The organism is Micromonospora zamorensis (genome assembly GCF_900090275.1).
Lineage (GTDB): Bacteria > Actinomycetota > Actinomycetes > Mycobacteriales > Micromonosporaceae > Micromonospora > Micromonospora zamorensis.
Genome location: NZ_LT607755.1, coordinates 777,986 through 803,294, shown reverse-complemented (window position 1 = coordinate 803,294; position 25,309 = coordinate 777,986). Strand labels below are relative to the sequence as shown.

At 73.1% G+C, this 25,309-nt stretch carries 21 protein-coding genes and 1 pseudogene; 6 read left to right on the top strand and 16 right to left on the bottom strand.

All coding sequences use genetic code 11. The features are described from left to right. Window positions 1–94: 94 nt before the first annotated feature. The 4 genes from GA0070619_RS03680 to GA0070619_RS03665 form a co-directional block, all read right to left on the bottom strand. Complete coding sequence (locus tag GA0070619_RS03680) at window positions 95–295, bottom strand: DUF3046 domain-containing protein (protein WP_030489422.1); 201 nt, start codon at window positions 293–295, stop codon at window positions 95–97. Between the two features lie 5 nt (window positions 296–300). After that, window positions 301–1,692, bottom strand: coding sequence for an MFS transporter (locus GA0070619_RS03675; RefSeq protein WP_088946755.1), 1,392 nt, complete (start codon window positions 1,690–1,692; stop codon window positions 301–303). Between the two features lie 231 nt (window positions 1,693–1,923). Further along, window positions 1,924–2,628: a UdgX family uracil-DNA binding protein gene (locus GA0070619_RS03670; protein ID WP_088946754.1), complete on the bottom strand. Its 705-nt coding sequence runs from the start codon at window positions 2,626–2,628 to the stop codon at window positions 1,924–1,926. Window positions 2,629–2,926: 298 nt separating this feature from the next. Continuing rightward, on the bottom strand, window positions 2,927–4,267 hold the full coding sequence (locus GA0070619_RS03665) for an aminotransferase class I/II-fold pyridoxal phosphate-dependent enzyme (RefSeq protein WP_088946753.1): 1,341 nt from the start codon (window positions 4,265–4,267) through the stop codon (window positions 2,927–2,929). A 36-nt stretch (window positions 4,268–4,303) separates the two neighbouring features. Between GA0070619_RS03665 and GA0070619_RS03660 the strand changes: the two genes are divergently transcribed. Continuing rightward, window positions 4,304–5,545, top strand: a complete 1,242-nt coding sequence (locus GA0070619_RS03660; RefSeq protein WP_088946752.1) for a bifunctional pyridoxamine 5'-phosphate oxidase family protein/GNAT family N-acetyltransferase — start codon at window positions 4,304–4,306, stop codon at window positions 5,543–5,545. Further along, window positions 5,545–6,216, top strand: a complete 672-nt coding sequence (leuE, locus tag GA0070619_RS03655; protein WP_088946751.1) for a leucine efflux protein LeuE — start codon at window positions 5,545–5,547, stop codon at window positions 6,214–6,216. Before GA0070619_RS03660 ends, leuE begins: the two co-directional genes overlap by 1 nt. A gap of 13 nt (window positions 6,217–6,229) precedes the next feature. On the opposite strand, the gene GA0070619_RS03650 is transcribed toward leuE, so the two are convergent. The 10 genes from GA0070619_RS03650 to GA0070619_RS03605 form a co-directional block, all read right to left on the bottom strand. Beyond that, a complete protein-coding gene (locus tag GA0070619_RS03650; protein ID WP_088946750.1) occupies window positions 6,230–7,162 on the bottom strand; it encodes a sporulation protein in 933 nt (310 codons plus the stop codon). A gap of 132 nt (window positions 7,163–7,294) precedes the next feature. Continuing rightward, window positions 7,295–8,359: a hemolysin family protein gene (locus tag GA0070619_RS03645; RefSeq protein ID WP_088946749.1), complete on the bottom strand. Its 1,065-nt coding sequence runs from the start codon at window positions 8,357–8,359 to the stop codon at window positions 7,295–7,297. A 52-nt stretch (window positions 8,360–8,411) separates the two neighbouring features. Further along, complete coding sequence (locus GA0070619_RS03640) at window positions 8,412–9,767, bottom strand: hemolysin family protein (protein ID WP_088946748.1); 1,356 nt, start codon at window positions 9,765–9,767, stop codon at window positions 8,412–8,414. Between the two features lie 230 nt (window positions 9,768–9,997). Beyond that, entirely contained in the window at window positions 9,998–10,357 is a 360-nt protein-coding gene (gene mnhG, locus GA0070619_RS03635) for a monovalent cation/H(+) antiporter subunit G (RefSeq protein WP_088951527.1), read from the bottom strand. Beyond that, window positions 10,357–10,620, bottom strand: a complete 264-nt coding sequence (locus GA0070619_RS03630) for a monovalent cation/H+ antiporter complex subunit F (RefSeq protein WP_088946747.1) — start codon at window positions 10,618–10,620, stop codon at window positions 10,357–10,359. Before GA0070619_RS03630 ends, mnhG begins: the two co-directional genes overlap by 1 nt. After that, the gene (locus tag GA0070619_RS03625) at window positions 10,617–11,228 is read right to left on the bottom strand and encodes a Na+/H+ antiporter subunit E (RefSeq protein ID WP_088946746.1); all 612 of its coding nucleotides are present in this window, start codon (window positions 11,226–11,228) and stop codon (window positions 10,617–10,619) included. Before GA0070619_RS03625 ends, GA0070619_RS03630 begins: the two co-directional genes overlap by 4 nt. Beyond that, complete coding sequence (locus GA0070619_RS03620; protein WP_088946745.1) at window positions 11,225–12,730, bottom strand: Na+/H+ antiporter subunit D; 1,506 nt, start codon at window positions 12,728–12,730, stop codon at window positions 11,225–11,227. Before GA0070619_RS03620 ends, GA0070619_RS03625 begins: the two co-directional genes overlap by 4 nt. After that, on the bottom strand, window positions 12,730–13,209 hold the full coding sequence (locus GA0070619_RS03615; RefSeq protein ID WP_088946744.1) for a Na(+)/H(+) antiporter subunit C: 480 nt from the start codon (window positions 13,207–13,209) through the stop codon (window positions 12,730–12,732). Before GA0070619_RS03615 ends, GA0070619_RS03620 begins: the two co-directional genes overlap by 1 nt. Beyond that, a complete protein-coding gene (locus GA0070619_RS03610) occupies window positions 13,206–16,040 on the bottom strand; it encodes a Na+/H+ antiporter subunit A (RefSeq protein ID WP_088946743.1) in 2,835 nt (944 codons plus the stop codon). The genes GA0070619_RS03615 and GA0070619_RS03610 overlap by 4 nt, the downstream gene beginning before the upstream one ends. Before the next feature lie 100 nt (window positions 16,041–16,140). After that, window positions 16,141–16,527 carry a hypothetical protein gene (locus tag GA0070619_RS03605; RefSeq protein WP_088946742.1) on the bottom strand — a complete coding sequence of 129 codons (387 nt, stop codon included), beginning with the start codon at window positions 16,525–16,527 and terminating at the stop codon, window positions 16,141–16,143. 177 nt (window positions 16,528–16,704) lie between these two features. On the opposite strand from GA0070619_RS03605, the gene GA0070619_RS03600 reads away from it, so the two are divergent. Continuing rightward, window positions 16,705–21,351 (top strand): ATP-dependent helicase, encoded by a 4,647-nt coding sequence (locus tag GA0070619_RS03600; protein ID WP_088946741.1) that lies wholly within the window; start codon window positions 16,705–16,707, stop codon window positions 21,349–21,351. 154 nt (window positions 21,352–21,505) lie between these two features. Here GA0070619_RS03600 and GA0070619_RS03595 read toward each other — a convergent pair whose 3' ends face one another. Further along, window positions 21,506–22,072 carry a hypothetical protein gene (locus tag GA0070619_RS03595; RefSeq protein ID WP_157743892.1) on the bottom strand — a complete coding sequence of 189 codons (567 nt, stop codon included), beginning with the start codon at window positions 22,070–22,072 and terminating at the stop codon, window positions 21,506–21,508. 147 nt (window positions 22,073–22,219) lie between these two features. Here GA0070619_RS03595 and GA0070619_RS33905 point away from each other — a divergent pair. Both GA0070619_RS33905 and GA0070619_RS33900 read left to right on the top strand, forming a co-directional pair. Next, window positions 22,220–22,570 (top strand): annotated as a pseudogene (locus GA0070619_RS33905) (GNAT family N-acetyltransferase); the annotation flags it as partial. 122 nt (window positions 22,571–22,692) lie between these two features. Further along, entirely contained in the window at window positions 22,693–23,043 is a 351-nt protein-coding gene (locus GA0070619_RS33900) for a CPCC family cysteine-rich protein (protein WP_331716864.1), read from the top strand. 27 nt (window positions 23,044–23,070) lie between these two features. On the opposite strand, the gene GA0070619_RS03580 is transcribed toward GA0070619_RS33900, so the two are convergent. Then, the gene (locus tag GA0070619_RS03580; protein WP_088946737.1) at window positions 23,071–24,336 is read right to left on the bottom strand and encodes a hypothetical protein; all 1,266 of its coding nucleotides are present in this window, start codon (window positions 24,334–24,336) and stop codon (window positions 23,071–23,073) included. A 109-nt stretch (window positions 24,337–24,445) separates the two neighbouring features. Between GA0070619_RS03580 and GA0070619_RS03575 the strand changes: the two genes are divergently transcribed. Further along, a complete protein-coding gene (locus tag GA0070619_RS03575; protein WP_088946736.1) occupies window positions 24,446–25,279 on the top strand; it encodes a DNA-formamidopyrimidine glycosylase family protein in 834 nt (277 codons plus the stop codon). The last annotated feature ends 30 nt before the right edge of the window (window positions 25,280–25,309 follow it).

Below are 25,309 nucleotides of genomic sequence, written 5' to 3'. Positions count from 1 at the left end.
CGGGCCGCGAGCTGTGGACGAGCACCCAGCTGTGGACAGTAGCCGAACAGGTGTACGACTCGGCAAGCGACACGCGGATGGACGAAAAGGCTGCTCAGCGTAGTCGGGCGGGCACGCGATCGGGGTACGCGGCGCAGACCGCCCGCCACACCACGTGCGTCTGCTCCCCCGACGCCAGCGCCTGTTCGATGGTCCGTCCGCCGAGCTGGGACAGCACCTGGTCGCGGGCGATGCTGGCCGCGTAGCCGGGCCCGAACGCCTCATCCAGCCGCGTCCAGAAATCGGTCAGCCGCACAGTGATCAGCCCTCCTCGTCCGGTGCCCCGGTCGGCACCGGGCGCAACGCTAGCGCCACCAGGGGCACCGCCGCGACCGCCGCGAGCAGGGTGAGGACCGGATAACCGGCGAACTGCATGACAAACCCGCTCACCACTGCGGCGGCGGCCCCGGCCAATCCCATGATCAGGTCGGAGAACCCCTGGACGCTCGGCCGGACACCGGCCGGCACCGACTCGGACAGCAGCGTCGAACCGGCCACCATCGTCCCCGACCAGCCCAACCCGAGCAGGACCAGACCCACCGACAGCCGGGGTGTGTGGTGCCCGGCGGTGCCGGCGACCGCACATGCGGCCAGCAACAGACCGACCCCACCGAGGATCACCGCCCGCCGGCCGAACCGGTCGGTGAGCCAACCCACCACCGGAGAGAACGCGTACATGCCCGCGATGTGCAGACTCAGCACGATGCCGACCAGCCGCAGCACGTCGGCGTCGGCGTGCGACTCGCCGAGCCGGACCGGGGTCATCGCCATCACCGCCACCATCACCAGGTGACCCACCGCCACGGCGGCGATGCCGAGCCGGGCCGCCGGCCGCCCTCGTACCACCGACCAGGCCGTCCGCATCCCGGCGGCACGCGGCGCGCGCACCTTGACCGGCGCGGTGGCCGGCGTCACACCAGCGCCGGCCGCCGGTGCCTCGGCCGCCACGGCGGTCGCCGGCGCGTCCGCTGCCAGCGGCGGGCCGGCGGTCGGTGCGTCGGCCGCCGCGAGCCGCCGCGCGGTGAGGAGTGGGTCGGGCCGGAGCAACCCGAGGAGTACGACGGCAGCCAGCACGAACGCCGCCGCGCTGAACGCGAACGGGCCGGCCAGCGGAGGCAGCCCCCAACCGGTGGTGACCCGGTCGGCCAGCGCGGCGAAGTTCGGCGCGGCCACCGCACCGATGGTGGTGGCCCAGACGATGAGGGAGAGCTGCCGACCTCGACGGGCCGGCTCCGCGAGGTCCACAGCGGTGTAGCGGGCCTGGAGGTTCGCGGCGGTGCCACCGCCGAAGAGCAGCATGCCGAGGAAGAGCAGCGGCACCCAGCGGGTGGCCGCGGCCAGCACCACCAGCACGCCGCCGACGGCACCGATCGCGTACGCCAGCACCAGGCCCGGCCGGCGACCGTGCCGCGCCATGATCCGGGTGACCGGGACGGCGAGCAGCGCGGCGCCGACCACCCCGGCGCTCTGCGCGACACCGGCCACCGCGGTCCCGGCGATCCGTGCCGCGAGCAGCGCGCCCACGGCGATGCCGATGGTCACACCGATCCCGCCGATGATCTGGGTGGTGAAGAGCAGCCGCAGGGTACGCCGCTGGATCGACGCGACGTCGGGTCGGGCGACGGTACGCGGCGCGGTCAGGTCGGTCGCCATCGGCGCTCCTCAGGAAGGGATGACCCATCCTCGCGCACCCGCACCGACCAGCGGCAGTGGGTTTTGCCGACAGCAAAACCCACCGCCCGGCGACCGCCGGCCCGCCCCAAGATCTGCGCAACTTCGGTGAAGTTGCTGTGTCAGCGCGCCCGGAAGCAGCACTTTCCCCGATGTTGTGCGGGCGGTGGTTCTACTCGCGCGGTCGCGGCGGCGGTCGGCAGAGCCGTCGGGTTAATCGGGCAGGGCGCGGGTGACGATGCTGAGGTCGGCGACCAGGCCTTCGTACGCCTTGTCCTGGTCGTCGGCCCGCAGGACGGCGGACGGGTGGATGGTGGCCAGCAGCCGAGCCTGCGGCGCGTCGGCCCGCTTTCCTGCGTTGTCCACCGGCACCTGCTCGAAGTCTGCGGGGTGTTGGGCCGACTCCGGCCAGGGCAGCAGCTCGCCCCGCTGCCGGGTGACCCGGAAGGACGGGCCGAGCAGCGCCTTGGCGGCGGTCGCGCCGAGCACCACCACGATCTCCGGACGCAGGCGGGCGAACTCCGCGACCAACCAGGGGCGGCAGGCGGTGATGTGCACCTGGTCCGGGGTCTGATGGATCCGCCGCTTGCCACGCAACTCGAACCGGAAGTGCTTAACGGCGTTAGTCAGGTAGAGGTGACCCGGGTCCAGCCCGGCGTCGTCGACCGCACGGCGCAGCAGCCTGCCGGCGGGGCCGACGAAGGGCAACCCCTTCTGGTCCTCCATGTCGCCGGGCTGCTCGCCGACCAGCACCACCCGGGCGCTCTCGTCGCCCCGGCCGAAGACCGTCTGCGAGGCGTCCCGATAGAGCTCACAGCCCCGACAGCCACCGGCCGCGGTCCGCAGGTCGTCGATGGTGTCGGCATCGGGCGGGATGAACCGCTGGGCGCCCGGGGCGCTGTCGGTCTGCTCAGCCATGCGGACTGTTATATACCTGTTCGATGCTTCGTGCCGGGTACGCCCCGGCGCGGTGTCGCCCGCCGACGCGCGTCAGTACCCGTTGCCGCCGCCGTCGCCGCCGGAAGAGATCGCGATCAGCACGATGACGATGATGATGATCGCCAACGCCACCGCGATCCAGATTCCCTTGCGCGCCCCACCTGAAGCCATGACCCCCACCTCCGGCGGCCCGCATACCCATCCCGTCCGCCCCGAATCACCGCAACCGTGCGCTTTCTGCCGCAACCTGCCGGCCGCGCCTCGGGACGAGGTCTGGTCAGGTGGGGAAGCCCGGCGGCGGGGTGGGGTTGGTGGCGTGGGCCAGTGCGGCGGCCAGGGGTGCCAGGTCGTCGGCGTCCAGGGAGCTGACGGTGACGCGCAGGGCGGGCGGGGCGGCGATCCGGTAGAGGGCGCCGGGGGCCACCGCCCAACCGGCGTCGCGCAACGCGGTGACCGCGCTGGTCTCGTCCTGCACCGGCAGCCAGACGTTGATGCCGCTGCGGCCGTGCGCGCTCAGGCCGTGCTCCGCCAGCGCGGTCAGCAGGCCGTCACGCCGCTGCTCGTAGCTCTGCGCCGCCCGCCGCACCAGCTCGTCGACCGCCGGGTCCCGCCAGAGGGCGAGGACCAGCCGTTGCAGCACCGTGGAGACCCAGCCGGCACCGACGCGCGTCCGGCCGGCCACCCGGGCCACAGTGGTCTCGTCGCCGACCAGCACCGCGAGCCGCAGGTCCGGGCCGAAGGGTTTGCTCACCGACCGCAGGAAGGCCCAGCTCGCGGTCGCCCCGGCCAGCGGGTGCAGGGGTACGCGGGCCAGTTCGGCGGCGTGGTCGTCCTCGATCAGCAGCACGTCCCGCCGGCCGGCGAGCAGCACCCGCAGCTCCTCGGCGCGGGCGGCGGAGACGGCTGCGCCGGTCGGGTTCTGCGCCCGGCTGGTGACCACCAGCGCCCGCGCTCCGGCGGCGAGCGCGGCGGCCACCCCGGCCACCAGTGGGCCCTCGTCGTCCAGCGGTACGCCGATCGGGCGCAGCCCCAGCGCGGCGACCAGGTCCAGCAGGTTGGCCCAGCCCGGGTCCTCCACGGCCACCGCGTCGCCGGGACGCAGATGGGCGCCGAGCAGCCGCTCGATGCCGTCCAGCGCGCCGCCGGTGAGGGTGAGTTCCCCGGCCGGTACGCCGTCGGCGCCCAGTCGGGCGCGAGCAGCCTCGGCCAGCTCGGGCAGGACGCCGGCATGGGAGTAGCCGACCGGCGGGCCGGCGTCGGCGGCGAGCGCCGCCAGGTGCGGGCCGAGCGGGGGAAGCAACCGGGGGTCGGGTTCACCCCGGGACAGGTCACGGGCTCCGGGTAACGGGGCGGGGCGCAGCGCGGAGCGGCGGGCGGCCACCGGTGGGCGGGGGCGTACCCGGGTGCCGTGCCGACCGGCGGTGGCGAGCAGACCACGCTGGCGCAGCTCCTGGTAGGCGCGGGCGACGGTGGCCGGGCTGACGCCCAGCTCGGCGGCGAGTGCCCGCACCGGTGGCAGCGCGGCCCCCGGAGGAAGGGCGCCCGTACGGATGCCTGACTCGATGCTGGCCGAAATCTCGACGGCCGTCGTACCACTGAGCTGATAGCGTGCTGACACAAACAGGAGATTGTACTAGAACAAAGGGGCGCGCGCATGTATCCACCCACCGCCCGGACCACACCCCACCGTTCCCGCGACCGGATGAGCTACGACCGGGCCGCCGCACACGCCGTGCTCGACGAGGCGTACGACTGCGCGCTCGGCTTCACCGTCGACGGCCAGCCCCGGGTGCTGCCCACCCTGCACGTCCGCATCGGCGACACGCTCTACCTGCACGGCTCCACCGGCAGCCGGCCACTGCTCGCCGCCCGGGGTGAGGGCCTCCCGGTCTGCGTCGCGGTGACACTGCTCGACGGGCTGGTCTACGCCCGGTCCCAGTTCCACCACAGCGCCAACTACCGCTCGGTCGTCGCGCACGGCACCGCCCGACTGGTCACCGACGAGCGGGAGAAGCTCGCCATGCTCACCGCGCTGGTGGAGAAGGTCGGCGCGGGACGCAGCACCCAGACCCGCCCGCCCAGCCGGCGGGAGTTGGCGGAGACCGCCGTTTTGGCGTTGCCCCTGCACGAGGTGTCCGTCCGGGCCCGCAGCGGTGGGGTGCGCGAGGACGAGGACGACCTGCACCTACCGCACTGGGCCGGGGTGCTGCCGCTGCGGGTGACCGCCGGGCAACCCGAGCCCGACGCCGGAGTCACCGCACCACTGCCGGCGTACCTGCGGGCGGCCCGCACGCCCTGGCACGACCCCGTGTCGCTGCACGGCGAGCACGTCCGGCTGGAGCCGCTGGACCTGGCGCACGCCGACGAGCTGCACGCCGCCACCGGGGACGCGGAGGTGTGGCGGCACCTCGGCAGCACCCGGCCCAGCACACCGGGTGAGACCGCCAAGGTGATCGGCACCGCCCTGGCCGCCCAGCACCGTGGCGAGCGGGTGGCCTGGGTGCAGCGGTGTGCGGCGACCGGGGCGGTGGTCGGCACCACGTCCTACTACGAGATCGATCCGGAGCGGCGCTCGGTGGCGATCGGGTACACCTACCTCGGCCGGCCCTGGTGGCGTACCGGGATCAACACCGAGGCGAAGCTGCTGCTGCTCAGGCGGGCCTTCGACGACCTCGGGGCGGTGCGGGTGGTCTGGCACACCGACATCCGCAACGTCCGCTCCCAGGCCGCCATCGAACGCCTCGGCGCGACCCGGGAAGGGGTGCTGCGGATGCACCGGCAACGCCCGGACGGCTCCTGGCGGGACACCGTCCAGTACGCGATGACCGTCGACGAGTGGCCGAACGCACAGGCCACGCTGCGAGAAAGACTTCTGCGGACGGCACCGGTGGCGTGATGATGGCGGGCGTGCTGGGGATCACCGACATCTGGACGTACGTGCTGGGCACCGTGGCCATCATTCTGCTGCCCGGGCCTAACTCACTCTTCGTGCTCTCGACCGCGGCCAAACGGGGTGTCGCGGTCGGCTACCGGGCCGCCGCTGGCGTGTTCGTCGGCGACTGGGTGCTGATGTTCCTCTCCGCCGCCGGGGTGGCGTCGCTGCTCAAGGCGTACCCCCCGTTGTTCATGGTGATCAAGTACGCGGGTGCCGCGTACCTCGGTTATGTCGGGGTGACGATGCTGCTCGGCGCCTGGCGGCGCTGGCGCGACCGCAACGACCCGAGCACGCCGCGGCTCATCGACGCCGCGGAGCCGGCGGCGATGCGCAGCCCGTTCCGCAAGGCGCTGGTGATCAGCCTGCTGAACCCGAAGGCGATCCTGTTCTTCATCTCGTTCTTCATCCAGTTCGTCGACCCCGGCTATGCCTGGCCGGCGCTGTCGTTCCTGCTGCTCGGCCTGATCGCCCAGGTGACCAGCGCGCTGTACCTGACCGCGTTGATCTTCGCGGGCACCTTCCTGGCCTCGCAGTTCCGCCAGCGCCGCCGCCTGGCGGCCGGCGGCACCACCGCCGTGGCAGCTCTGTTCCTGGCCTTCAGCCTCAAGCTGGCCACAGCCAGCGCCGGCTGACCTGGCTGCGGGGTCAGGTGCCGTCGCCGCCGCCGGAGCCGCCTCCTCCCACGCCGGCGCCGCCGGCGGTGCCGCCGAGGCCGTAACCGGGTCGGATCGGCTCGTCGGGGTGGCGGCTGACGTGGGCGGACCCCGCAATCTGCGCGGACCAGTCGGCGTGCGCAGCCGCGGCGGCGTGCCGGTTGATCGCCTGCCGGATCCAGCCGTCAACGGTGGCGACCCAGTCCCGCCGCTCGGCGTCCTCGTGCCAGATCCGGAACCGGCTGATGCTCTGGTGGGTGATCCCGGCCAGCGCCAGCCGACGATCCATCCAGAGGATCGCTTCCAGGCCCGCCGAGTTCGTCACGAAGATCACCTCCAGCTCGGTGATCGGGCCGGCGTAGAGCGGCCCCACCCAGTAGCCCCAGCGCTGGTGCAGGGGCAGGGTGTGCTCCACCCCGGGCAGCCCACCCTGCAGCAACCCGGACTGACGGATCATGAAACCGAGGGTGTCCAGCGCCGCCAGCACGTGCTGCTGCGTCGGGAGCGGATGCACGAAGACCGGCACCATGGCGCCCTGGTCGAGATCGGGGTCGAGGGACACCTCGGTCCGCAGACCCATCCGCAGGCTCAGCAGCGGCACCCCGCCGAAGGTGGTCACCGGGGTCTCCCAGGGCAGCGGCAACGCGAAGTCGACCGCCCGCCGCCGACCAGCGGGCACGACGAACCGGCCGGCGATCGGTAGTTGGTGGAACTGCATGAGACGCCGGGGGGCCGCCGGGTCGTCCGGTTCGACAGTGGTGACGAGCCCGAGCCGGATATGCCGCACCAGCACGTCCTCCGGCCCGGCCGCGAGGGTCACCCGCCCCGGCAGGCGCAGGCCCGGCCGGGTGCTCGGGTTGGGGAGCGTGGTCTGCACGGACAGCCCGGTCCCACCGGACTCCGGGGACACTCCCGTCAACCGCACCGCGCGCCCCCTCCCAGGACGGGGCTCCGCCGGCCCCACCAGGCGCGCCTACCCGGTCGGGGTCCGCTCAAGCCCGCTGCCGTGCCGACCGCTGACCCGGCCGCACTTCGTCAGTGCAGCCGGGTCGGCAGGTCACCGCAACCGACGCCCGCGCGGGACCGTGTCGGTCTCGTCGTCGAACTCGCCGATGACCTCCTCCAGGAGGTCCTCCAGCGCGACGAACCCGATCGGCCGGGCCGGGCCACCGCCGTTGCGCACCAACGCGAGCTGCGACTGCCGGGCCCGCATCGCCGCCACCGCCTCGGTGACCGAGGACGTCGCCGGCAGGGTGAACGCGGGTGTCATCAACTCGCCGGCGGTGGCGACGCGACCGGTGGTGACCACCCGCACCGCCTCCCGGACGTGCACGAGGCCGCAGACGTCGCCCGCCTCGTCGAGCACCGCGAGCCGGGACCGCCCGCTGTCGCGGCTGACCTCCTCGATCCGCCCGGCCGGGTCGTCCCGACGGACGGTCACCATGGTGGCGAACGGCTCCATCACCTGCGCCACCGACGTGCCCTGCAACTCCAGCATGCTGGTCAGCAGCTGGTGCTGCTCGGCGCCGAGCAGCCCGTGCTCACGGGACTGCTCCAGCAGGATCCGCAACTCGTCCGGGCCGTGCACCTGGGCGAGCTGGTCCTGCTGGTTGACCCCGAACAGCCGCAGGATGGCGTTGGCCAAGGCGTTGAGCGCGGACAGCACCGGCCGGGACACCCGGGCGAAGGCGCGGAACGGCAGAGCGAGCAGCGTCGCCGAGCGCTCCGCGTCGGTGATCGCCCAGGACTTCGGTGCCATCTCCCCCACCACCAGGTGCAGGAAGGTGACCACCCCGAGGGCGAAGATCAGGGCGATCAGGTGACTGGCCGCGTCCGGCAGGCCCACCGCGTGCAGCAGAGGGCTGAGCAGGTGCTCGATCGCCGGCTCGGCCAACGCGCCGAGACCCAGTGTGCACAGCGTGATGCCGAGCTGCGCCCCGGCCAGCATCAGCGACAGCTCGCGGACGCCGTCCAGCGCGGCGCGTGCCGCCCGACCACCGTTCGCCGCCGCCTGCTCCAGGCGGTAGCGCTTGCTGGCCACCAGGGCGAACTCGGCGGCAACGAAGAACCCGTTCAGCGCGAGCAGGACCACCGAACTGAACAGCGCGATCCCGGGGCTCATCGGTGCCTTCCTTCATTCGCGACTGCGGTGCTCGCAAGCTCACTCCTCGCGCTCACGCGCTCACCCCCGGTTTGGTGAGCTGAAGCCGCACCGAGTCGGCCACGTGCCGGTCCACGGCCAGCACCTCGACCAACGCGCGGGGCTCCGCCTCGTCGACCTCGCCGTCCGCCCCCTCGGGTTGCAGGCTGATCTCCAGCCGGTCACCGACCTCCGGCACCCGACCCAGCTCCCGCATCACCAACCCGGACAGGGTGTCGTACTCCGGGGCCTCGGGCAGGGCGATGCCGGTGCTGTCGGCGACCTCGTCGATCCGCCAGCGGGCCGGCACCACCCAGGACCCGTCGTCCTGCCGGGCGGGTGCCCGCTCCGGTGGGTCGTCCTCGTCCCGGATCGGGCCGACCAGCTCCTCGGCGATGTCCTCCAGCGTGATCACGCCAGCGAAGCCGCCGTACTCGTCGACCACACACGCCATCTGCCGATGACCGGACCGCAGGCGGTCGAGCACCGTGGGCAGGGGCAACGTCTCCGGTACGAGCAGCGGCGGCCCCGCCACCGCACTCACCGGGGTGGTCGCCCGCTCCCCCGGGGGTACGCCGAGCACGTCGGCGATGCCGACGACGCCGATCAGGTCGTCGACGCCCTCCGTACCGCGTACCGGGAAGCGGGAGTGACCGGTGTCCAGCAGCTCGACCACCCGGCTGACCGGCTCGTGCGCCCGTACGGTGTGCACGTCGACCCGGGGCACCATGGCCTCCCCGGCGGTCAGCTCCCGGAAGTCCAGACCTCGGTCGAGCAGGGTGGACATCTCGACGTCGAGGCTGCCCTCCTCGCGGGACTCGGCGATGATCTGTTCCAGGTCCGCCGGGGTGGCGCCGCTGGGCAGCTCCTCGATCGGCTCGATGCCGATCCGGCGCAGCAGGCGTACCGATGCCCGGTCGAAGAGGTGGATCAGCGGCCCGGCGACGGCCAGGTAGATCAGGGTGGACCGGCTCAGCGCCCGGGCCAGTTGCTCGGCCCGCGCGATGGCCAGGTTCTTCGGGGCCAGCTCGCCGAGGACCATCTGCACGATGGTGGCGATGACCAGGGCCAACGCCACCGAGAGCGGCAGGCTGACCGCCTCGCTGACGCCCGCCACGCCGAACAGGTCGGCGAGGCCGCCGCCGAGGAACGGCTCGGCGACGTAACCGACGAGCAGGGCGGTGACGGTGATGCCGAGTTGGGCGCCGGAGAGCATGAAGGAGAGCCGGCTGGTGACGGTCAGGGCCCGGGCGGCGGCGGCGTCGCCGTCATCGGCAAGCTGGCGCAGCTTGCCCCGGTCCACGGCGACATAGCCGAACTCCTGCGCCACGAAATAGCCGGTGGCGGCAGTGAGGAGAGTAATCAGAAGAAGACCAACGACGATCAACACGGGTCGCTCAGGGCTCCCGGGGTCGTCGGTACGGGGATATGCCGGGCACGACCCGGCTGGCTACTGCTGCCCTCCTGGGCAGAAGAGTCGATCATGCCGCTATTTTATCGGCGCTGGCTGGGACTCCGCTGGGGGTGGGCCGAAGGAGCGGATCGTCCGGTTCGCCGACCCCATCCCAGGCCGTCACGCCGGCCTCGCCGCGCGCCTTCACGCGGCCCCGCCCCAGGCCGTCACGCCGGCCCCGCCGGCCCCGTGCCGGAACCGCGTTCGGCCAGCTCATCGGCGTCGAGGAGACTCCGGTCGAGTCGCCCCGACCGGTACGCGGCCCGCCCGATCATCTGGGCCGCGACCGGTGCGGTCGCCAACTGGAAGACCGCCACGAGCAGGATCATGCCCAGGTCCGCCGGGGACCGCAGCCGCAACATGATCCCCAGCAGCAACAGCAGCACCCCGAGCACCTGCGGCTTCGTGGCCGCGTGCATCCGGCTCAGCGGGTCCGGGAACCGCAGCACGCCGATCGCGGCGGCCAGGCCGAGCACGGCACCGGCCACCAGACAACCGGCGCCCAGCCAGTCCGCGATCGTGGCGATCACTGCTGCTCCCGGACCGCGAAGCGGACCAGCGACACCGAGCCCACGAAGCCGAGCAGGGAGAGCACCACCAGCACGGGCAGTGTGGTGGCGTGCCGGTTGACCGCCGCCTCGGCGCCCACCGCGCCGACCATGGTGGCGAGCAGCATGTCCGCGGCGATCACCCGGTCCACCAGTGACGGGCCACGGTAGAGGCGCACCAGCGCGAGCAGCGCGGTCACCGACAGCAGGACGGTGAGGACGACGGCCAGGAACGTGGTCACGAGCGGGTTCCCTTCTCGGACGGGTCGGTCTCGATGCGGCGCAGTTCGGCGGCCGAGCCCACCGCACGGACGATCCGCCGCTCGATGGTGAGGGTGCGTTGCCGGGCCACCTCCAGGTCAGCCGGCCCGTGGGTGTCCAGCACGTGCAGGTAGAGCGTTCCGGAATCCCGGTCCACCTCGAGGATCAACGTGCCCGGCACCAGCGAGACCGCCTCGGCGGTGAGCGCCAGGTTCAGGTCACTGGGCACCCGCAACTGGACCCCGATGATCGCGCCGCGCGGCCGGTAGCCGGGTTGCACGGCGATCCGGGCGACGTGCAGGCTCGCGCTGACCAACTCGACGACGAACCGGCCGGCGAAGACGAGCAGCGCCCCGGGCCGCAGCCGGCCGCCGAAGCTGACCGCCGGCAGCGGGTAGAACACCAGCACCGCGCCGCCCACCAGCAGGCCGCCGACCAGGTTGCCCCAGTTGACGTCGCCCCAGAGCAGGTTCCAGACCACCACCAGCCACCCGAGTGCCACCACCTGGTCGCGCCAGCGCCCGAGCCGGCCACGCCCCACCACGGCGGGCCCGGGGGCGTCGGGAGCCGGCTCAGGGGTGCCGGTCACGGCACACCGCCCGGCAGCACGGCATGCACGTACGGGGTGCGCAGCCGCAGGTCGGCGGCCGCGTCCGTGGTGACGTCGAAGAGCGGACCGGCCAGCAGGGTCAGCCCCAGCCCGAGGGCGACCAGGGCCACGGTGGCCCCGATCATCAGCCTCGGCAGTGGGACGGCCGGCTCGCTGGTGGCCAGCCGGGGCGCGCGCCAGAAGGCGATGTTCCACACCCGGGACGCCACGTAGAGGGTGAGCAGGCTGGTCACCGTGCCAGCCGCCACCAGCACCCCGGGCAGCGGCCCGCCGGCCGCCACGCCGGCCTGGAGCAGGCCGAGCTTGCCGAGGAAACCGGAGAACGGCGGCACACCGGCGAGGTTCATGGCCGGGACGAAGAACAGCACACCCAGCAGCGGCGCCACCCGGGCCAGCCCGCCGATGCGGCGCAGGTCGGTGCTGCCCGCGCGCTCCTCGACCAGCCCGGCGACGAGGAACAACGTGGTCTGGATGGTGATGTGGTGCACCACGTAGAAGATCGCGCCGGAGAGCCCGGCGACGGTGCTCAACGCCACCCCGAAGATCATGTAGCCGATGTGGCTGACCAGGGTGAACGAGAAGAGCCGCTTCAAATCGGACTGGGCCACCGCGCCGAGGATGCCGATCACCATGGTCAGACCGGCGACGACCATGAGCAACGTGTCCGCGTGCCCACCGGGAAACAGCAACGTCTCGGTGCGGATGATCGCGTACACGCCCACCTTGGTGAGCAGGCCCGCGAAGACGGCGGTGACCGGGGCCGGTGCGGTGGGGTAGCTGTCCGGCAACCAGGCCGACAGCGGGAAGACCGCCGCCTTGATCGCGAATGCCAGCAACAGCATCAGCTCCAGGGCCAGTCGGACGCCGTCGGGCAGGTCGTCGAGGCGCTGGGCGAGCTGGGCGAGGTTGAGCGTGCCGGTGGCCGCGTACACCAGACCCACCGACGTCAGGAAGATCATCGAGGAGAGGATGCTGACCACCACGTACGTCGACCCGGTGCGGATCCGGGTCTCGGTGCCTCCCAGCGTGATCAGCACGAAGCTCGCGGCCAGCAGGATCTCGAAGCCGACGAAGAGGTTGAACAGGTCACCGGCCAGGAACGCGTTGGTGACGCCCGCGGTGAGCACCAGGTACGTCGGGTGGAAGATCGACACCGGGGCGGACTCGCTCGTCTCGCTGCCGCCCTGGCCGATCGAGTACAGCAGCACGCAGAGGGTCACCGCCGACGAGACCACCACCATCAGCGCGGCCAACTGGTCGGCGACCAGCACGATGCCGACCGGTGCCGGCCACCCACCGACCGCCACCACCACCGGCCCGTGCCGGTACGCCTGCACGAGCAGCAGCAACGCCACGGCGAGCGTGCCGCCCAGGCAGGACACGCTGATCGCGCGTTGGAGTCGGGGCTTCCCGGCCAGCAGCAGGGTCAGCGCCGCACCGAGCAGTGGCACCACCACCGGCAGCGGCACCAACGCGCTCATCACGACTCCTTCCCCCGTCGGAGCCGACGGCGGGCGGGCTCGGGATCGACCTGCTCCGGGTCGGCGTCCGGGCCCTCTCCACCGTGGTCGACGGCGCCCGCCTCGTTCCGGTCCGCCCGGCGGATGATCTGCCGGTCCTCAAGGTCGTCGGGCACCTCGTCGTCGCCGGTGAGATACCAGCTGCGGTAAGCCACCGCGAGCAGGAACGCGGTGAACCCGAAGGTGATCACGATGGCGGTCAACACCATCGCCTGCGGCAGCGGATCACTCATCTGCCCCACCGCGCCGGTGCCGACGATCGGCGCCCCACCCGAGCGCCCACCCAGCAGGATCAACAGGTTCACCCCGTTGCCGAGCAGGATCACCCCGAGCAGGATCCGGGTCAGGCTGCGCTCCAACAGCAGGATCACCCCGCACCCGACCAGCACCGCGACGGCCAGCACCAGCACCAGCGTCGGTCCCGCACCGCTCTCCGTCATGCCCGGTCCCCCTTGTCGACGGCCAGGCCGCCGGTGGCCGTTCCGGTGGCCTCGATGTGCCGGTCCACCTCGGCGCCGAGGCTGCGCAGGATGTCCAGCACCAACCCGATCACGACCAGGTAGACACCGATGTCGAAGAAGAGCGACGTGACCAGGTGGACGTCCCCGATCAGCGGCAGGGACCGGTCGACCTTGGCGCTCTCCAGCACCGACCCGCCGACCAGCAGCGCCACCACTCCGCTGCCCACCGCCATGGCCAGGCCGGCGCCGAGGATCGGACCGGCGCCGACCGGCGCCGCCTCGGTCAGCTCGTACCGACCGCCGGCCAGATAGCGGACCACCAGGGCGAGACCCGCCACCAGACCGCCGGCGAAGCCACCGCCCGGCGCGTTGTGCCCGGAGAACAGCAGGAAGAGGGAGAACAGCACCACGGTGTGGAAGATCAGCCGGATGACCACCTCCAACACGATCGAGCGGCGCTCCTCGTAGAGGGTGGGACCGCCGCGCAGCCACACCGGCCGGCCGGGTTCGTCCACCCGCTGATCGGACTCCGGCCGGCGCGGTCGCGGCCCGGTCCGGGACCGCTCGAAGATCAGGCTGGCCACCCCGGTCGCGGCCACCACCAGCACCGACAGCTCGCCCATGGTGTCCCAGGCCCGGATGTCGACCAGGGTCACGTTGACCACGTTGCGGCCGTACCCCTCCAGCACCGCCAGGTCCGGGAAGGCGGCACTGATGTCCGGTGCCCGGCGGGCGCCGACGGCGGTGAGGGCCAGCCCGGCGGCCACCACACCCACCGCCACCCCGATCGCCCGACGGACCCAGCGGGTCCGCCGCAACGGACGGGCCGAGAAACGCTCCGGCAGGCGCCGCAGCACCAGCACGAAGACCGCGATCGTCGCGGTCTCCACCAGGAACTGGGTGAGCGCCAGGTCGGGCGCGCCGTGCAGGACGAACAGCATCGCGGTGCCGTAGCCGGTCATCCCCACCAGCAGCATCGCGGTCAGGCGACGGCGGGCACCGACCGCCAGCACCGCGGCGACCGCGATCACCAGGACGACCACCGGTTGCAGCAGGTTGTCCCAGAGCGGGATCCGGGCCCTCCACGGGCTGGCGGAGACCATCGCCGTGCCGGGCACCAGCACCAGTGTGATCAGGATGATGCCCAGGTACTGCGGCAGGGAACCGCGCTGGGTCGCGCCGGTGACCTCGATGGCCAACCGGTCGAACCGGCCCACGATCCACTCGTACCCCTGGTTGCCTCCCACCGGCGAGCGGAGCCGGGCCAGCACCGGGGCCAACGGCCCGCGCACGGCGAACAGCAGGCCGCCGCCGACGAGCGCCACCACGGACAGGGCGAGCGCCGGGGTCGGCCCGGACCAGAGCGCCAGGTGCGCGTCGACCCCACCGAGCAGATCGGCGTACGGACGCAGCAGCTCGTCCAGCACGCCCGCGGCCGGACCGGCGAGCAGACCGACCCCGGCGAGCACCGCTGGCGGGACCAGCAGGGACGCGGCGATGGGTTCCGACTGGACCGGTTCCACCCCCGGCCGGTCGGCGAACGCGCCCCAGAGGAAGCGGGCGCTGTACGCGACGGTGAGCACCGTCCCGGCGACCAGGCCGGTGAGGAGGACCGGCTGATCGGTGAACGCCCCGAACACCGCCTCCTTGGACACGAAGCCGACCAGCGGCGGCACACCGGCCATCGACGCCGCGGCCAGCACCGCGACCACGAACAGCGGCCTGGACCAGTGCCGCAGCCCGGACAACTCGCGCAGGTCACGGGTGCCGGCGCCGTGATCGATGACGCCGACGACCAGGAACAACGCCGACTTGAACAACGCGTGCGCCAGCAGCATCGCCGCGCCGGCCAGAGCGGCGTCCGGGGTGCCGGACCCGGTCACCGCGATCAGGAGGCCGAGCTGACTGACCGTTCCGTACGCCAGCAGCAGCTTCAGATCGGTCTGCCGCAACGCGGCCCAACCGCCGAGCAGCATGGTGGCCACGCCGGCGATCTGCACCACCGGTCGCCACGGACCGACAGTGGCGAGCGCCGGCGCGAGCAGCCCGACCAGGTAGACGCCGGCCTTGACCATGGCGGCAGCGTGCAGGTACGCGCTGACCGGCGTGGGTGCCGCCATCGCGACCGGCAGCCAGGAGCTGAAGGGCAGGATCGCCGACTTGGACAGCGCACCGGCCAGGATGAGCAGCACGGCGCCCACCAGGTAGCCGCCGCCGGGCAATGGTTGGGCGACGATCTCCGACCAGCGGTAGGTGCCGGCGTGCTCGCCCAGCATGATGAACCCGACCAGCATGGCGAGCCCACCCAGCGTGGTGACGGTCAACGCCTGTGCCGCCGCCCACCGGCTGGAGCGCCGTTCGGTGCTGTGCCCGATCAGCAGGTACGAGAAGATCGTGGTCAGTTCCCAACCGACGTAGAGCAGCAGCAGGTCGTCGGCGAGGACCAGGACGAGCATCGCGCCGGCGAACGCGACCAGGACCCCGGCGAACTGCGCGAGGCCGGTCGAGCGGGCGTCGAAGTAGCGGGCACTGTAGATGAGCACCAGCGCACCGATGCCGCCGATCAGCAGCGTCATCAACCAGGACAGCGTGGTGAGCCGCAACGCGATGTCCAGGCCCAACTGCCCGATCCACGGGTACGTCTCGACCACGGCCCCGCCGTCGCTGACAGCCGGGGTGCGGGCCAGCGCCCAGCAGAACGCGGCGGCTGGCGCCAGCGCCAGGGCGTAGCAGGCATTGGATCCCCACCACCGCACGAGCAGAGGCGCGGCGAGAGCCGCCACGAGGTGGAGGACGAGCAGTACCAGCACCTGCGCTCCCGATCGAGGTGGCCGACGCCCGTGCAGCGGTGGCGCCTAGCAGCGATCAGACGCCAGTTCGTGGCCCTCCGGGCGGTTTTGCCAGAATTCGTCAGTGAAGCAGGGTGTTGGCCAGGGGTTGGGCATCGTCGGGTGCGGGGCGGTCGCGGCGCAGCTCGGCCAGCAGGTCGAGGCGGCCGAGCTGACGCGCGACCCGGTCGACCACCCGTTCCGCGGCGGCCAGTGAGCGCACCGACAGCAACCGGCCTCGGCTCTCCCGGCGCAGCACGAAGTAGTGGACGGCGACGCGCACCTGGCCGCGATCGGCGGCGCTCGCCTGGGCGGTGCAGAGGACCAGCTCCCGCAGGCAGTGGGCGAGGCGTTCGGCAAGGTCGAGCTCGGGGCCGTGCAGGCCGCCACGGAGTGCGGCAAGGTGGCTGTCGACCTTGCGAATCAGCACGTCGGTGCCCGGTTCGATGGTGCGCTGCTCGCCGGCCATCAAATCCCCTCACCCCGGTTCGCGTTGCGGGTGAAGTTACTTTATGTTGCTCCGTACAAGCAAGCAGTTAAGTGAGACTTAACGGATCAAGCGCACCTTCCACGCTTTTTGCTAGTGTCGGGGCGCATTCCCCCGGGGTCGCTCGTGGTTGTCGTACCGGCGGGGCACGATGGACCGGTGACCGGGGCAGACGCAGACGCCGGCGCGGTGCTCGCCGGGTTCGGTCCGGCCACCCGCGCCTGGTTCGACAACGCCTTCGCCGCCCCGACCGCCGCGCAGACCGGCGCCTGGCGGTCGGTCGCCGCCGGTCGAAACGCCCTCGTGGTGGCACCCACCGGCTCGGGCAAGACGCTCGCGGCCTTCCTCTGGTCGCTGGACCGCCTGGCCCGCGAGCCGGCACCGGCCGAGGCCCGGCAGCGGTGTCGCGTGCTCTACGTCAGCCCCCTCAAGGCCCTCGCCGTCGACGTGGAGCGCAACCTGCGCGCCCCACTGGCCGGGATCCGGCAGGCAGCGACACGGCTGGGCGTCGCACCGCCCGACATCACCGTCGGCATGCGCACCGGCGACACCCCGGCCGACGAGCGGCGTGCCTTCGCCCGCACCCCACCGGACATCCTCATCACCACTCCCGAGTCGTTGTTCCTGCTGCTCACGTCCGCGGCGCGCGATTCGCTGCGCGGCGTCCAGACGGTGATCGTCGACGAGGTGCACGCGGTGGCCGGCAGCAAACGCGGCGCCCACCTCGCCCTCTCCCTCGAACGCCTCGACGAGCTGCTGCCCGCTCCGGCGCAGCGCATCGGGCTCTCCGCCACCGTCCGCCCGATCGACGCCTGCGCGCAGTTCCTCGGCGGCGCCCGCCCGGTCGACGTGGTGCAGCCGGCCACCGCCAAGACCATCGAGGTCAGCGTGCAGGTCCCGGTGGAGGACATGACCCGCCTGGACGAGCAGGAGCAACCGGAGGACGACCTCGGCGGCCTCGGGCCACGCCGCGCGTCGATCTGGCCGGCCGTGGAGGAGCGGGTCTTCACCCTCATCGGGCAGCACCGCTCGACCATCGTCTTCACCAACTCGCGCCGCAGCGCCGAGCGCCTCTGCGCCCGGCTCAACGAGCTGGCCGCCGAGGCGGTGGCCGCCGCGTCGGACGACGGCGCGATCGGCGTACCGGAAGGATTGCCGGCCGGCGACGACCCGGCGGGTGGCGCGCAGCGGTGGGGTGACCCGGCCGGTCCGGTTCGCAACCGGCCGCCGGCCGAGGTGATGGCCCAGTCCGGCGCGGCCACCGGCGCGGCGCCGGTGATCGCTCGCGCCCACCACGGCAGCGTCTCCCGGGAGGAGCGCAAACACATCGAGGAGGCGCTCAAGTCCGGCCAGTTGCCGGCGGTGGTGGCCACCTCCAGCCTGGAGCTGGGCATCGACATGGGCGCTGTCGACCTGGTGGTGCAGATCGAGGCGCCGCCCAGCGTGGCCTCCGGCCTGCAACGGGTCGGCCGGGCCGGGCACCAGGTGGGCGCGATCTCGCGCGGGGTGGTCTTCCCCAAGCACCGCGGCGACCTGCTCTCCTGCGCTGTGGTCGCCGAGCGGATGGCCGACGGCGCGATCGAGGAGCTGCACTACCCACGCAACCCACTGGACGTGCTGGCCCAGCAGATCGTCGCGATGGTGGCACTGGAGCCGTGGCCGCTGGGCGACCTCGCCGTGCTGGTCCGCCGGGCCGCGCCCTTCGCCGAGCTGCCCGACTCCGCGCTGCACGCCGTGTTGGACATGCTCTCCGGCCGTTACCCGTCCACCGCCTTCGCCGAGCTACGCCCCCGACTGGTCTGGGACCGGGCCACCGACCTGCTCACCGGCCGTCCCGGCGCGCAGCGGCTCGCCGTGACCAGCGGCGGCACGATTCCCGACCGGGGCCTGTTCGGGGTGTTCCTGGCCGGCGCCGAGCGGGCCGCCCGGGTGGGCGAGCTGGACGAGGAGATGGTCTACGAGTCCCGGGTCGGCGACGTCTTCCTGCTCGGCTCCTCCTCCTGGCGCATCGAGGAGATCACGCCCGACCGGGTGCTGGTCTCGCCCGCCCCCGGTCAGGCCGCGCGGATGCCGTTCTGGAAGGGCGACCAGCTGGGCCGGCCGGTGGAGCTGGGCCGGGCCATCGGCGCCCGGGTGCGCACCCTGCTGCGACAGACTGACGAGGCGGCGCTGGCAGCCCTGCGTGACGGCGGTCTGGACGACTGGGCCGCCAGCAACCTGATGGCCTACCTGCGCGAGCAGCGGGAGGCCACCCGCTCGCTGCCCGACGACCGCACGGTCGTGGTCGAGCGGTTCCGCGACGAGCTGGGCGACTGGCGGCTCGCCGTGCACAGCGTCCTCGGCGCCCGCGTCAACGGGCCGTGGGCGCTCGCCGTGGGCCGCCGGCTCGCCGAACGGTACGGGGTGGACGCCCAGGTGATGCCCTCCGACGACGGCATCGTGATCCGCCTTCCGGACACCGCGGACGAGCCGCCCGGCGCCGACGTGGTGGTCTTCGAGCCCGACGAGATCACCCAGCTCGTGGAGGAGTCGGTCGGCACCTCCGCGCTCTTCGCCGCCCGCTTCCGGGAGTGCGCCGCCCGGTCACTGCTGCTGCCCCGCCGCGACCCGCGCCGCCGCCAGCCGCTCTGGCAGCAGCGCCAACGCGCCGCGCAACTGCTCGACGTCGCCCGCGAGTACGCGGACTTCCCGGTCACCCTGGAGGCTGCCCGGGAGTGCCTCCAGGACGTCTTCGACCAGCCGGCGCTGGCCGGCCTGATGCGCGACCTGGCCACCCGCAAGGTGCGGCTGGTCGAGGTCGAGACCAGCGCGCCGTCGCCGTTCGCCCGGTCGCTGCTCTTCGGCTACGTCGGCGCGTTCTTCTACGAGGGCGACGCGCCGCTCGCCGAGCGTCGCGCCGCCGCGCTCGCCCTGGATTCCACCCTCCTCGGTGAGCTGCTGGGCCGGGTCGACCTGCGCGAGTTGCTCGACCCGGCCGTGCTCACCGAGACCGATCGGCAGCTGCGCTGGCTGACCGAGCAGCGCCGCCCCCGCGATGCGGAGGACGTCGTCGAGCTGCTGCGGGTGCTCGGTGACCTGAGCGACGCCGAGTTGACCGAGCGGGGTGTGCCGGAGGCCTGGCTGACCGAGCTGGAGGCGACCCGCCGCGTGCTGCGGGTCCGCATCGCCGGCGAACAGCGCTGGGTGGGTGTCGAGGACGCCGCCCGTCTGCGCGACGCCCTCGGCGTGGCGTTGCCGGTCGGGGTGGCCGAGGCGTACCTCGCCCCGGTGGCCGATCCGCTCGGTGACCTGGTGGCCCGCTACGCCCGCACCCACGGGCCGTTCGCCGCGGCCAGCTGCGCGGCCCGCTTCGGGTTGGGCGTGTTCGTCGTCGAGCAGGCGCTGCGTCGGCTCGGTGCCACCGGGCGGGTGGTCTCCGGTGAGTTCACCCCGGATTCGGCCGGCGCCCAGTGGTGCGACGCCGAGGTGCTGCGGATGCTGCGCCGCCGCTCGCTCGCGGCGCTGCGCCGGGAGATCGAGCCGGTGCCACCCCGGGCGCTGGCCGCGTTCCTGCCCCGCTGGCAGCAGGTCGGCTCGTCCGCCCGAGGTGTGGAGGCGCTCGCCGCGACGGTGGAGCAGTTGCAGGGCGCGGCGGTGCCGGCGTCCGCCCTGGAGCGGTTGGTACTGCCCGGTCGGGTCGCCGACTACTCCCCTGCCCAGCTCGACGAGCTGTGCGCCAGCGGGGAGGTCCTCTGGGCCGGGTCGGGAGCGATCTCCGGCGGCGACGGTTGGGTCACCCTGGCGTACGCGGACGCCGCACCGCTGCTGCTCCCGCCGCCCGACGAGGCGCTGACCCGCACCCCGCTGCACGACGCGGTGCTCGACGCGCTCGGCGACGGGCAGGCGCTGTTCTTCCGGCCGCTGGCCGACCGGGTCGGCTCGACCGACGACGCGGCCTTGACCACGGTGATCTGGGATCTGGTGTGGGCCGGGCACCTCACCAACGACACCCTGGCGCCGCTGCGCGCGGTGCTCGGTGCGGGCGGGGCACACCGCTCGCGGCCCTCCGCGCCGCGCACCCGTTACCGGCGGCCCGGTCGGGTGGCGCTGCCCACCCGGGGTGGTCCGCCGACCGTCGCCGGTCGCTGGTCACGCCTCCCGGAACGGGACGTCGACCCGACGCGACGTGCCGCCGCGCTCGCCGACGTCCTGCTGGAGCGGCACGGGGTGGTCACCCGCGGCGCGGTGATGGCCGAGCAGGTGGTCGGCGGCTTCTCGGCGGTCTACCCGGTGCTGTCGGCGTTGGAGGAGCGTGGCGCGGCCCGTCGGGGTTACTTCGTCGAAGGGTTGGGCGCGGCGCAGTTCGCGGTGCCCGGCGCGGTGGACCGACTGCGCGCCCTGGCGGAGCCCGCCGACGGCGCCCGGGGCCGGGGCACCCCGGCCACGGTGCTCGCGGCCACCGACCCCGCCAACCCGTACGGCGCGGCGCTGCCCTGGCCGGAACGGGTGCTCGACTCCGGCGACGGGGCCGCCCCGGCGACCGGGCACCGGGCCGGCCGCAAGGCCGGTGCGCTGGTGGTGCAGGTCGGTGGCGACCTCGTCCTCTACGTCGAACGCGGCGGCCGCACGCTGCTCTCCTTCAGCGACGACACCGACACCCTGGCCGCGGCCGGCAAGGCGCTCGCCGACGCCGTTCACTCCGGGGCGTTGGGCGCGATGTCGGTGGAGCGGGCCGACGGCGAGGCGGTGCACTCCTCACCGCTGCGCGACGCGCTGACCGCCGCCGGTTTCCGGGCCACCCCCCGCGGCCTCCGCCTGCGCGGCTGACCCGCCAGCCCGGCCGGCCGCGCCCGACCGCCCGCTCGGCGCTTGTCGGGCGATGCCACACAGACCGTGATGCCTGTGAGTCATCAAGATGACTCACAGGCATCACACTGAGAAGAGCGACATGCCCCGGCCCCGCCGACGCCAGGCCCGGTGCTCAGCGCAGGCCGTCGAGCACCTTCTCGTAGCGTGGGCGGTCGGCGGCCGGGGTCTTCGCCTCCAGATAGTTCAGCACCACCGCGCCACGCTGGTACGACTGGCCGCCCCAGGTTTCCGCGATGTCACTGGCACTCGTCTCGTCCGGGAACACGTAGACCGTGACCGCGTCGGTGGCGATCAACTCGGAGCAGCCCAGCCCGAGGCCGTCCGGGCCACAGTCGACGGAACGGTCCTTCGGGCGCGGCACCTTCAGGCCAGCGGCCCGGAAGGCGTCGACGACCTGCTTCGCACCGGGCGCACTGGCCGGCCGTTTTGGCAACACCACCGGTGGCGGGCTGGCCGGCCGGCGCTGGGTCGGACCCTGCGCCCCGGCGGAAGGTGACACCGGGGCGACCAGCGCGCTCGTGGTGGGGGACGTCGGCGCGCTCGGAACGCCGGTGGGGGTCACCTCGGACGAGGCGGATGGGGCTGCGCTCGACCGGCCGTCGTCGTCACTGCCGCAACCGGCGGTGAGGGCAACGGCGACCAGCAGGGCTCCGACGGCGGGCAGGCTCCGAATTGTCACCAGGGCAGTCTGCCCAACGGCTTCCGGCGACGGGAGGGGCCGGTCGGTCACTGCGCTGTCCCGTATCCGCCACCCACCGCTGGACCACTCGACGCGGGTACGATCCCGGCCGGCAGGGCGGCGACGGCGACGAGCGGAGGCCGGGGCGTGGGTGGGTTCGAGGTACGGGCGATCCGACCCGACGAGCGGACGGCGGTCGACGCGCTGCACGAGCGCGAGTGGGGCGGCCCGTACGTGGTCGCACACGACACCCGCCACGACCTGCGTACCCTGCCGACCCTGGTGGCGGTCGACGACGCCGGGGCGGTGGCCGGCGCGTTGACCTACCACGCGGACGAGGACGGCCTGGAGGTCGTCAGCCTGGTCGCGGCCGTGCCCGCCGCCGGGAGCGGCACGGCGCTGCTCACGGCGGCGACGGCCACCGTCGTGGCGATGGGCCTGACCCGCGTTTGGTTGATCACCTCGAACGACAACCTGCGGGCGCTGCGGTTCTACCAGCGGCGCGGCATGCGGCTGGTCGGCGTGGACCGGGGCGCGGTCGATCGGGCCCGCCTGCTCAAGCCGGAGATCCCGTTGGTGGGCGACGACGGGATACCCCTGCACGACGAACTCATCCTGGAGTGGCGGCCCGGCGCCGGGCGTCAGCCCACGGTGGGGCTCCCCGGGGTGTCTCCCGAGGGACCTCCTGCGGGTATCGGGCCGATGTTCGACTGTGGAATGCTGCCCCGGTGGGTGAACAAGTGGTTCCCGTGGGTTGTCCCTGCTGTGCATCCCGGACCGGCGGGGGGACCTGCCCGGTCTGCTTCTGGACCGACGACGGCCAGACCGACGCGGACGCCGACGCCGTCCGGGGTGGCCCCAACGGCGACCTGAGCCTCTCGCACGCTCGACTCAACTACGCCGTCTACGGTGCCAGCCACCCGCGCTACCAGGACATGGTGCGCCAGGCCCGCCCCGACGAGCGCCCCTGACGCAGCACTCGACGGGGCGGGCACGGGTCAGCAGACCGGCACGCTGCCGCCGTACACGCTCGAAATGTAGGCGTGGCTGACGTACTGGCCGGTGGTCAGGCGGTTCCAGCGGGTGGTGGTGCGGTACGGGCCGGCCACCGACTGACCGGTGACGTAGCACTGGATCGGCACGTGGGCCAGCCGGGCGGCGAGACCACGGGTCGCGTACGACGTGCTGGCCCCGGAGCGGATGTTGAGCGGGCCGTCACCGACCACGCCACGCGGCCCGCCGCCGGTCCACAGGTAGGCGACGTCCACCCAGGCGTTCGTGGTCAACCGCAGGCCGTCCCAGAAGGTGCCGTCGGCCAGGTCGATGCCGGCCGGGTTGAGCACCGTACGCCCGAACTGGTCCCGCCCGCCGTTGTAGCCGGACTGGTACGCGGCCTGCGCCTCGGGCCGGCCCTGCGGCAGGTTCTTCCAGTTCTCCCGCACCGACGAGGGGTTCCAGTAGTCGTCGCGGGTGTTCCACGGACCGACGTCCCAGACCGGGGCGTACTCGCAGCGGGCGCCGCTGGTCGTGCAGACCCGCACTGTGTAGTCGCCGGTGTTGAGTGGGGAGAGACCGCGCCGCGACGGGAGTGCCACGAAGTGGTCCCGGGGTTGCACGGTACGGCCGTTGGCGGTCACCTCGCCGACCAACCCGATGCGGGTGGCGTACACCCGGTAGGTGCGGCCGGGCGTGGCGGCGGAGACGGCGGCGGTCGCGTCGGCGGTGAGCCGCACGCCGCTCACGGTCGCGGTGGCCCCGCCGTTGGGCGCGGTCAGCACCACCCGGGTCTGCACCCGGGTGACCGGCCGGTCGAAGATCGCACCGCCGGTGGCGGCCTGCCACTCCGTCCAGCCGGCGGTCCGCCAGCCGCGGACCTGCGCCTCCACTGTCGCCCCGCCGGGGACCGAGGCGCTGATCTCGGCGCGGACCCGGGTGGCCGGTCGGGCCAGGGTGCGGGGCGTGGTCAGCAGCATGCCTTCGGCGACTGCGCTGTGTGGGCTTCGGGCGCGGTGGCTGGTGGCCCGGGCCTCCCGCAGTCGCAGCCCGGCAGAGGTGCGGCGGACGTTGACGTCGTCGCGGTCGACGACCGAGACATCGACGTCCCACCGTTCGCCACCGGGCGCCCCGGCGGTGAGGATGATCGGACTGCCGGCGACGGGTGTGGCCCGGTCTGCGCTGGTGGCGGGCAGGAACGCGGCGGCGAGCAACAGGGAGAGAGTGGCGACGAGGGCGACGGATGGAATACGACAACGAGGTCGCGTCATGGGCATTCTCCTCAGAACCCCCTGACCTTCGCATGTCGGGAGATCATGAGGAAGCTGTGTACAAATAGCGACACATGCGAATATTGCTCAAAAGAGGGAGGATGGCAGGGTGCCCGAAGGCGACACCGTCTGGAACACCGCGCGCGTGCTGCACCGCGCGTTGGCCGGCGCGCGGATCACCAAAAGTGACTTCCGGGTGCCGCAACTGGCGACCACCGATCTCAGCGGCTGGACCGTGCGCGAGTCGGCCAGCCGGGGCAAGCACCTGCTGCTGCGCCTCAGCGCCCCCGACAGTCCCGCAGGGCAACCCACGCCCGACGCCCTCTGGACCCTGCACTCGCACCTGCGGATGGACGGCGCCTGGCGGGCGTACGCCCCGGGGGAACGGTGGGGCGGACGGCCCGCGCACCTGATCCGGGTGGTGCTGCACAGCCCCGGCGCTGTCGCGGTCGGCTACCACCTGCACGAGATGACAGTGCTGCCGACCGCCGAGGAGGACCGACTGGTCGGCCACCTCGGCCCCGATCTGCTCGGGCCGGACTGGGACCCCGCCGAGGCGGTCCGCCGGCTCGCGGACCACCCGGAGCAGACCATCGGTGAGGCGCTGCTCGACCAGCGCAACCTGGCCGGAGTGGGCAATCTCTACAAGTGCGAGGTGCTGTTCCTGCGGGGTGTGTCGCCGTGGACGCCGGTCGGCGCGGTGCCGGACCTGCCAGGCATGGTGGCCCTCGCGCAACGGTTGCTCGCGGCCAACCGGGGACGGTGGACGCAGAGCAGCACCGGCTCCCTGCACCGGGGGCAGACCAGCTACGTGTACGGCCGCCGCGCCCAGCCGTGCCGCCGCTGCGGCACCGCGATCCGCAAGGAGGAGCTGGGCGAACGGGTCACCTACTGGTGTCCGGTCTGCCAACCCGAGCACCCGGACCGGCCTGAAACCGGCTGACCAGGCCGGCCATTCACCAACGCCACGCCA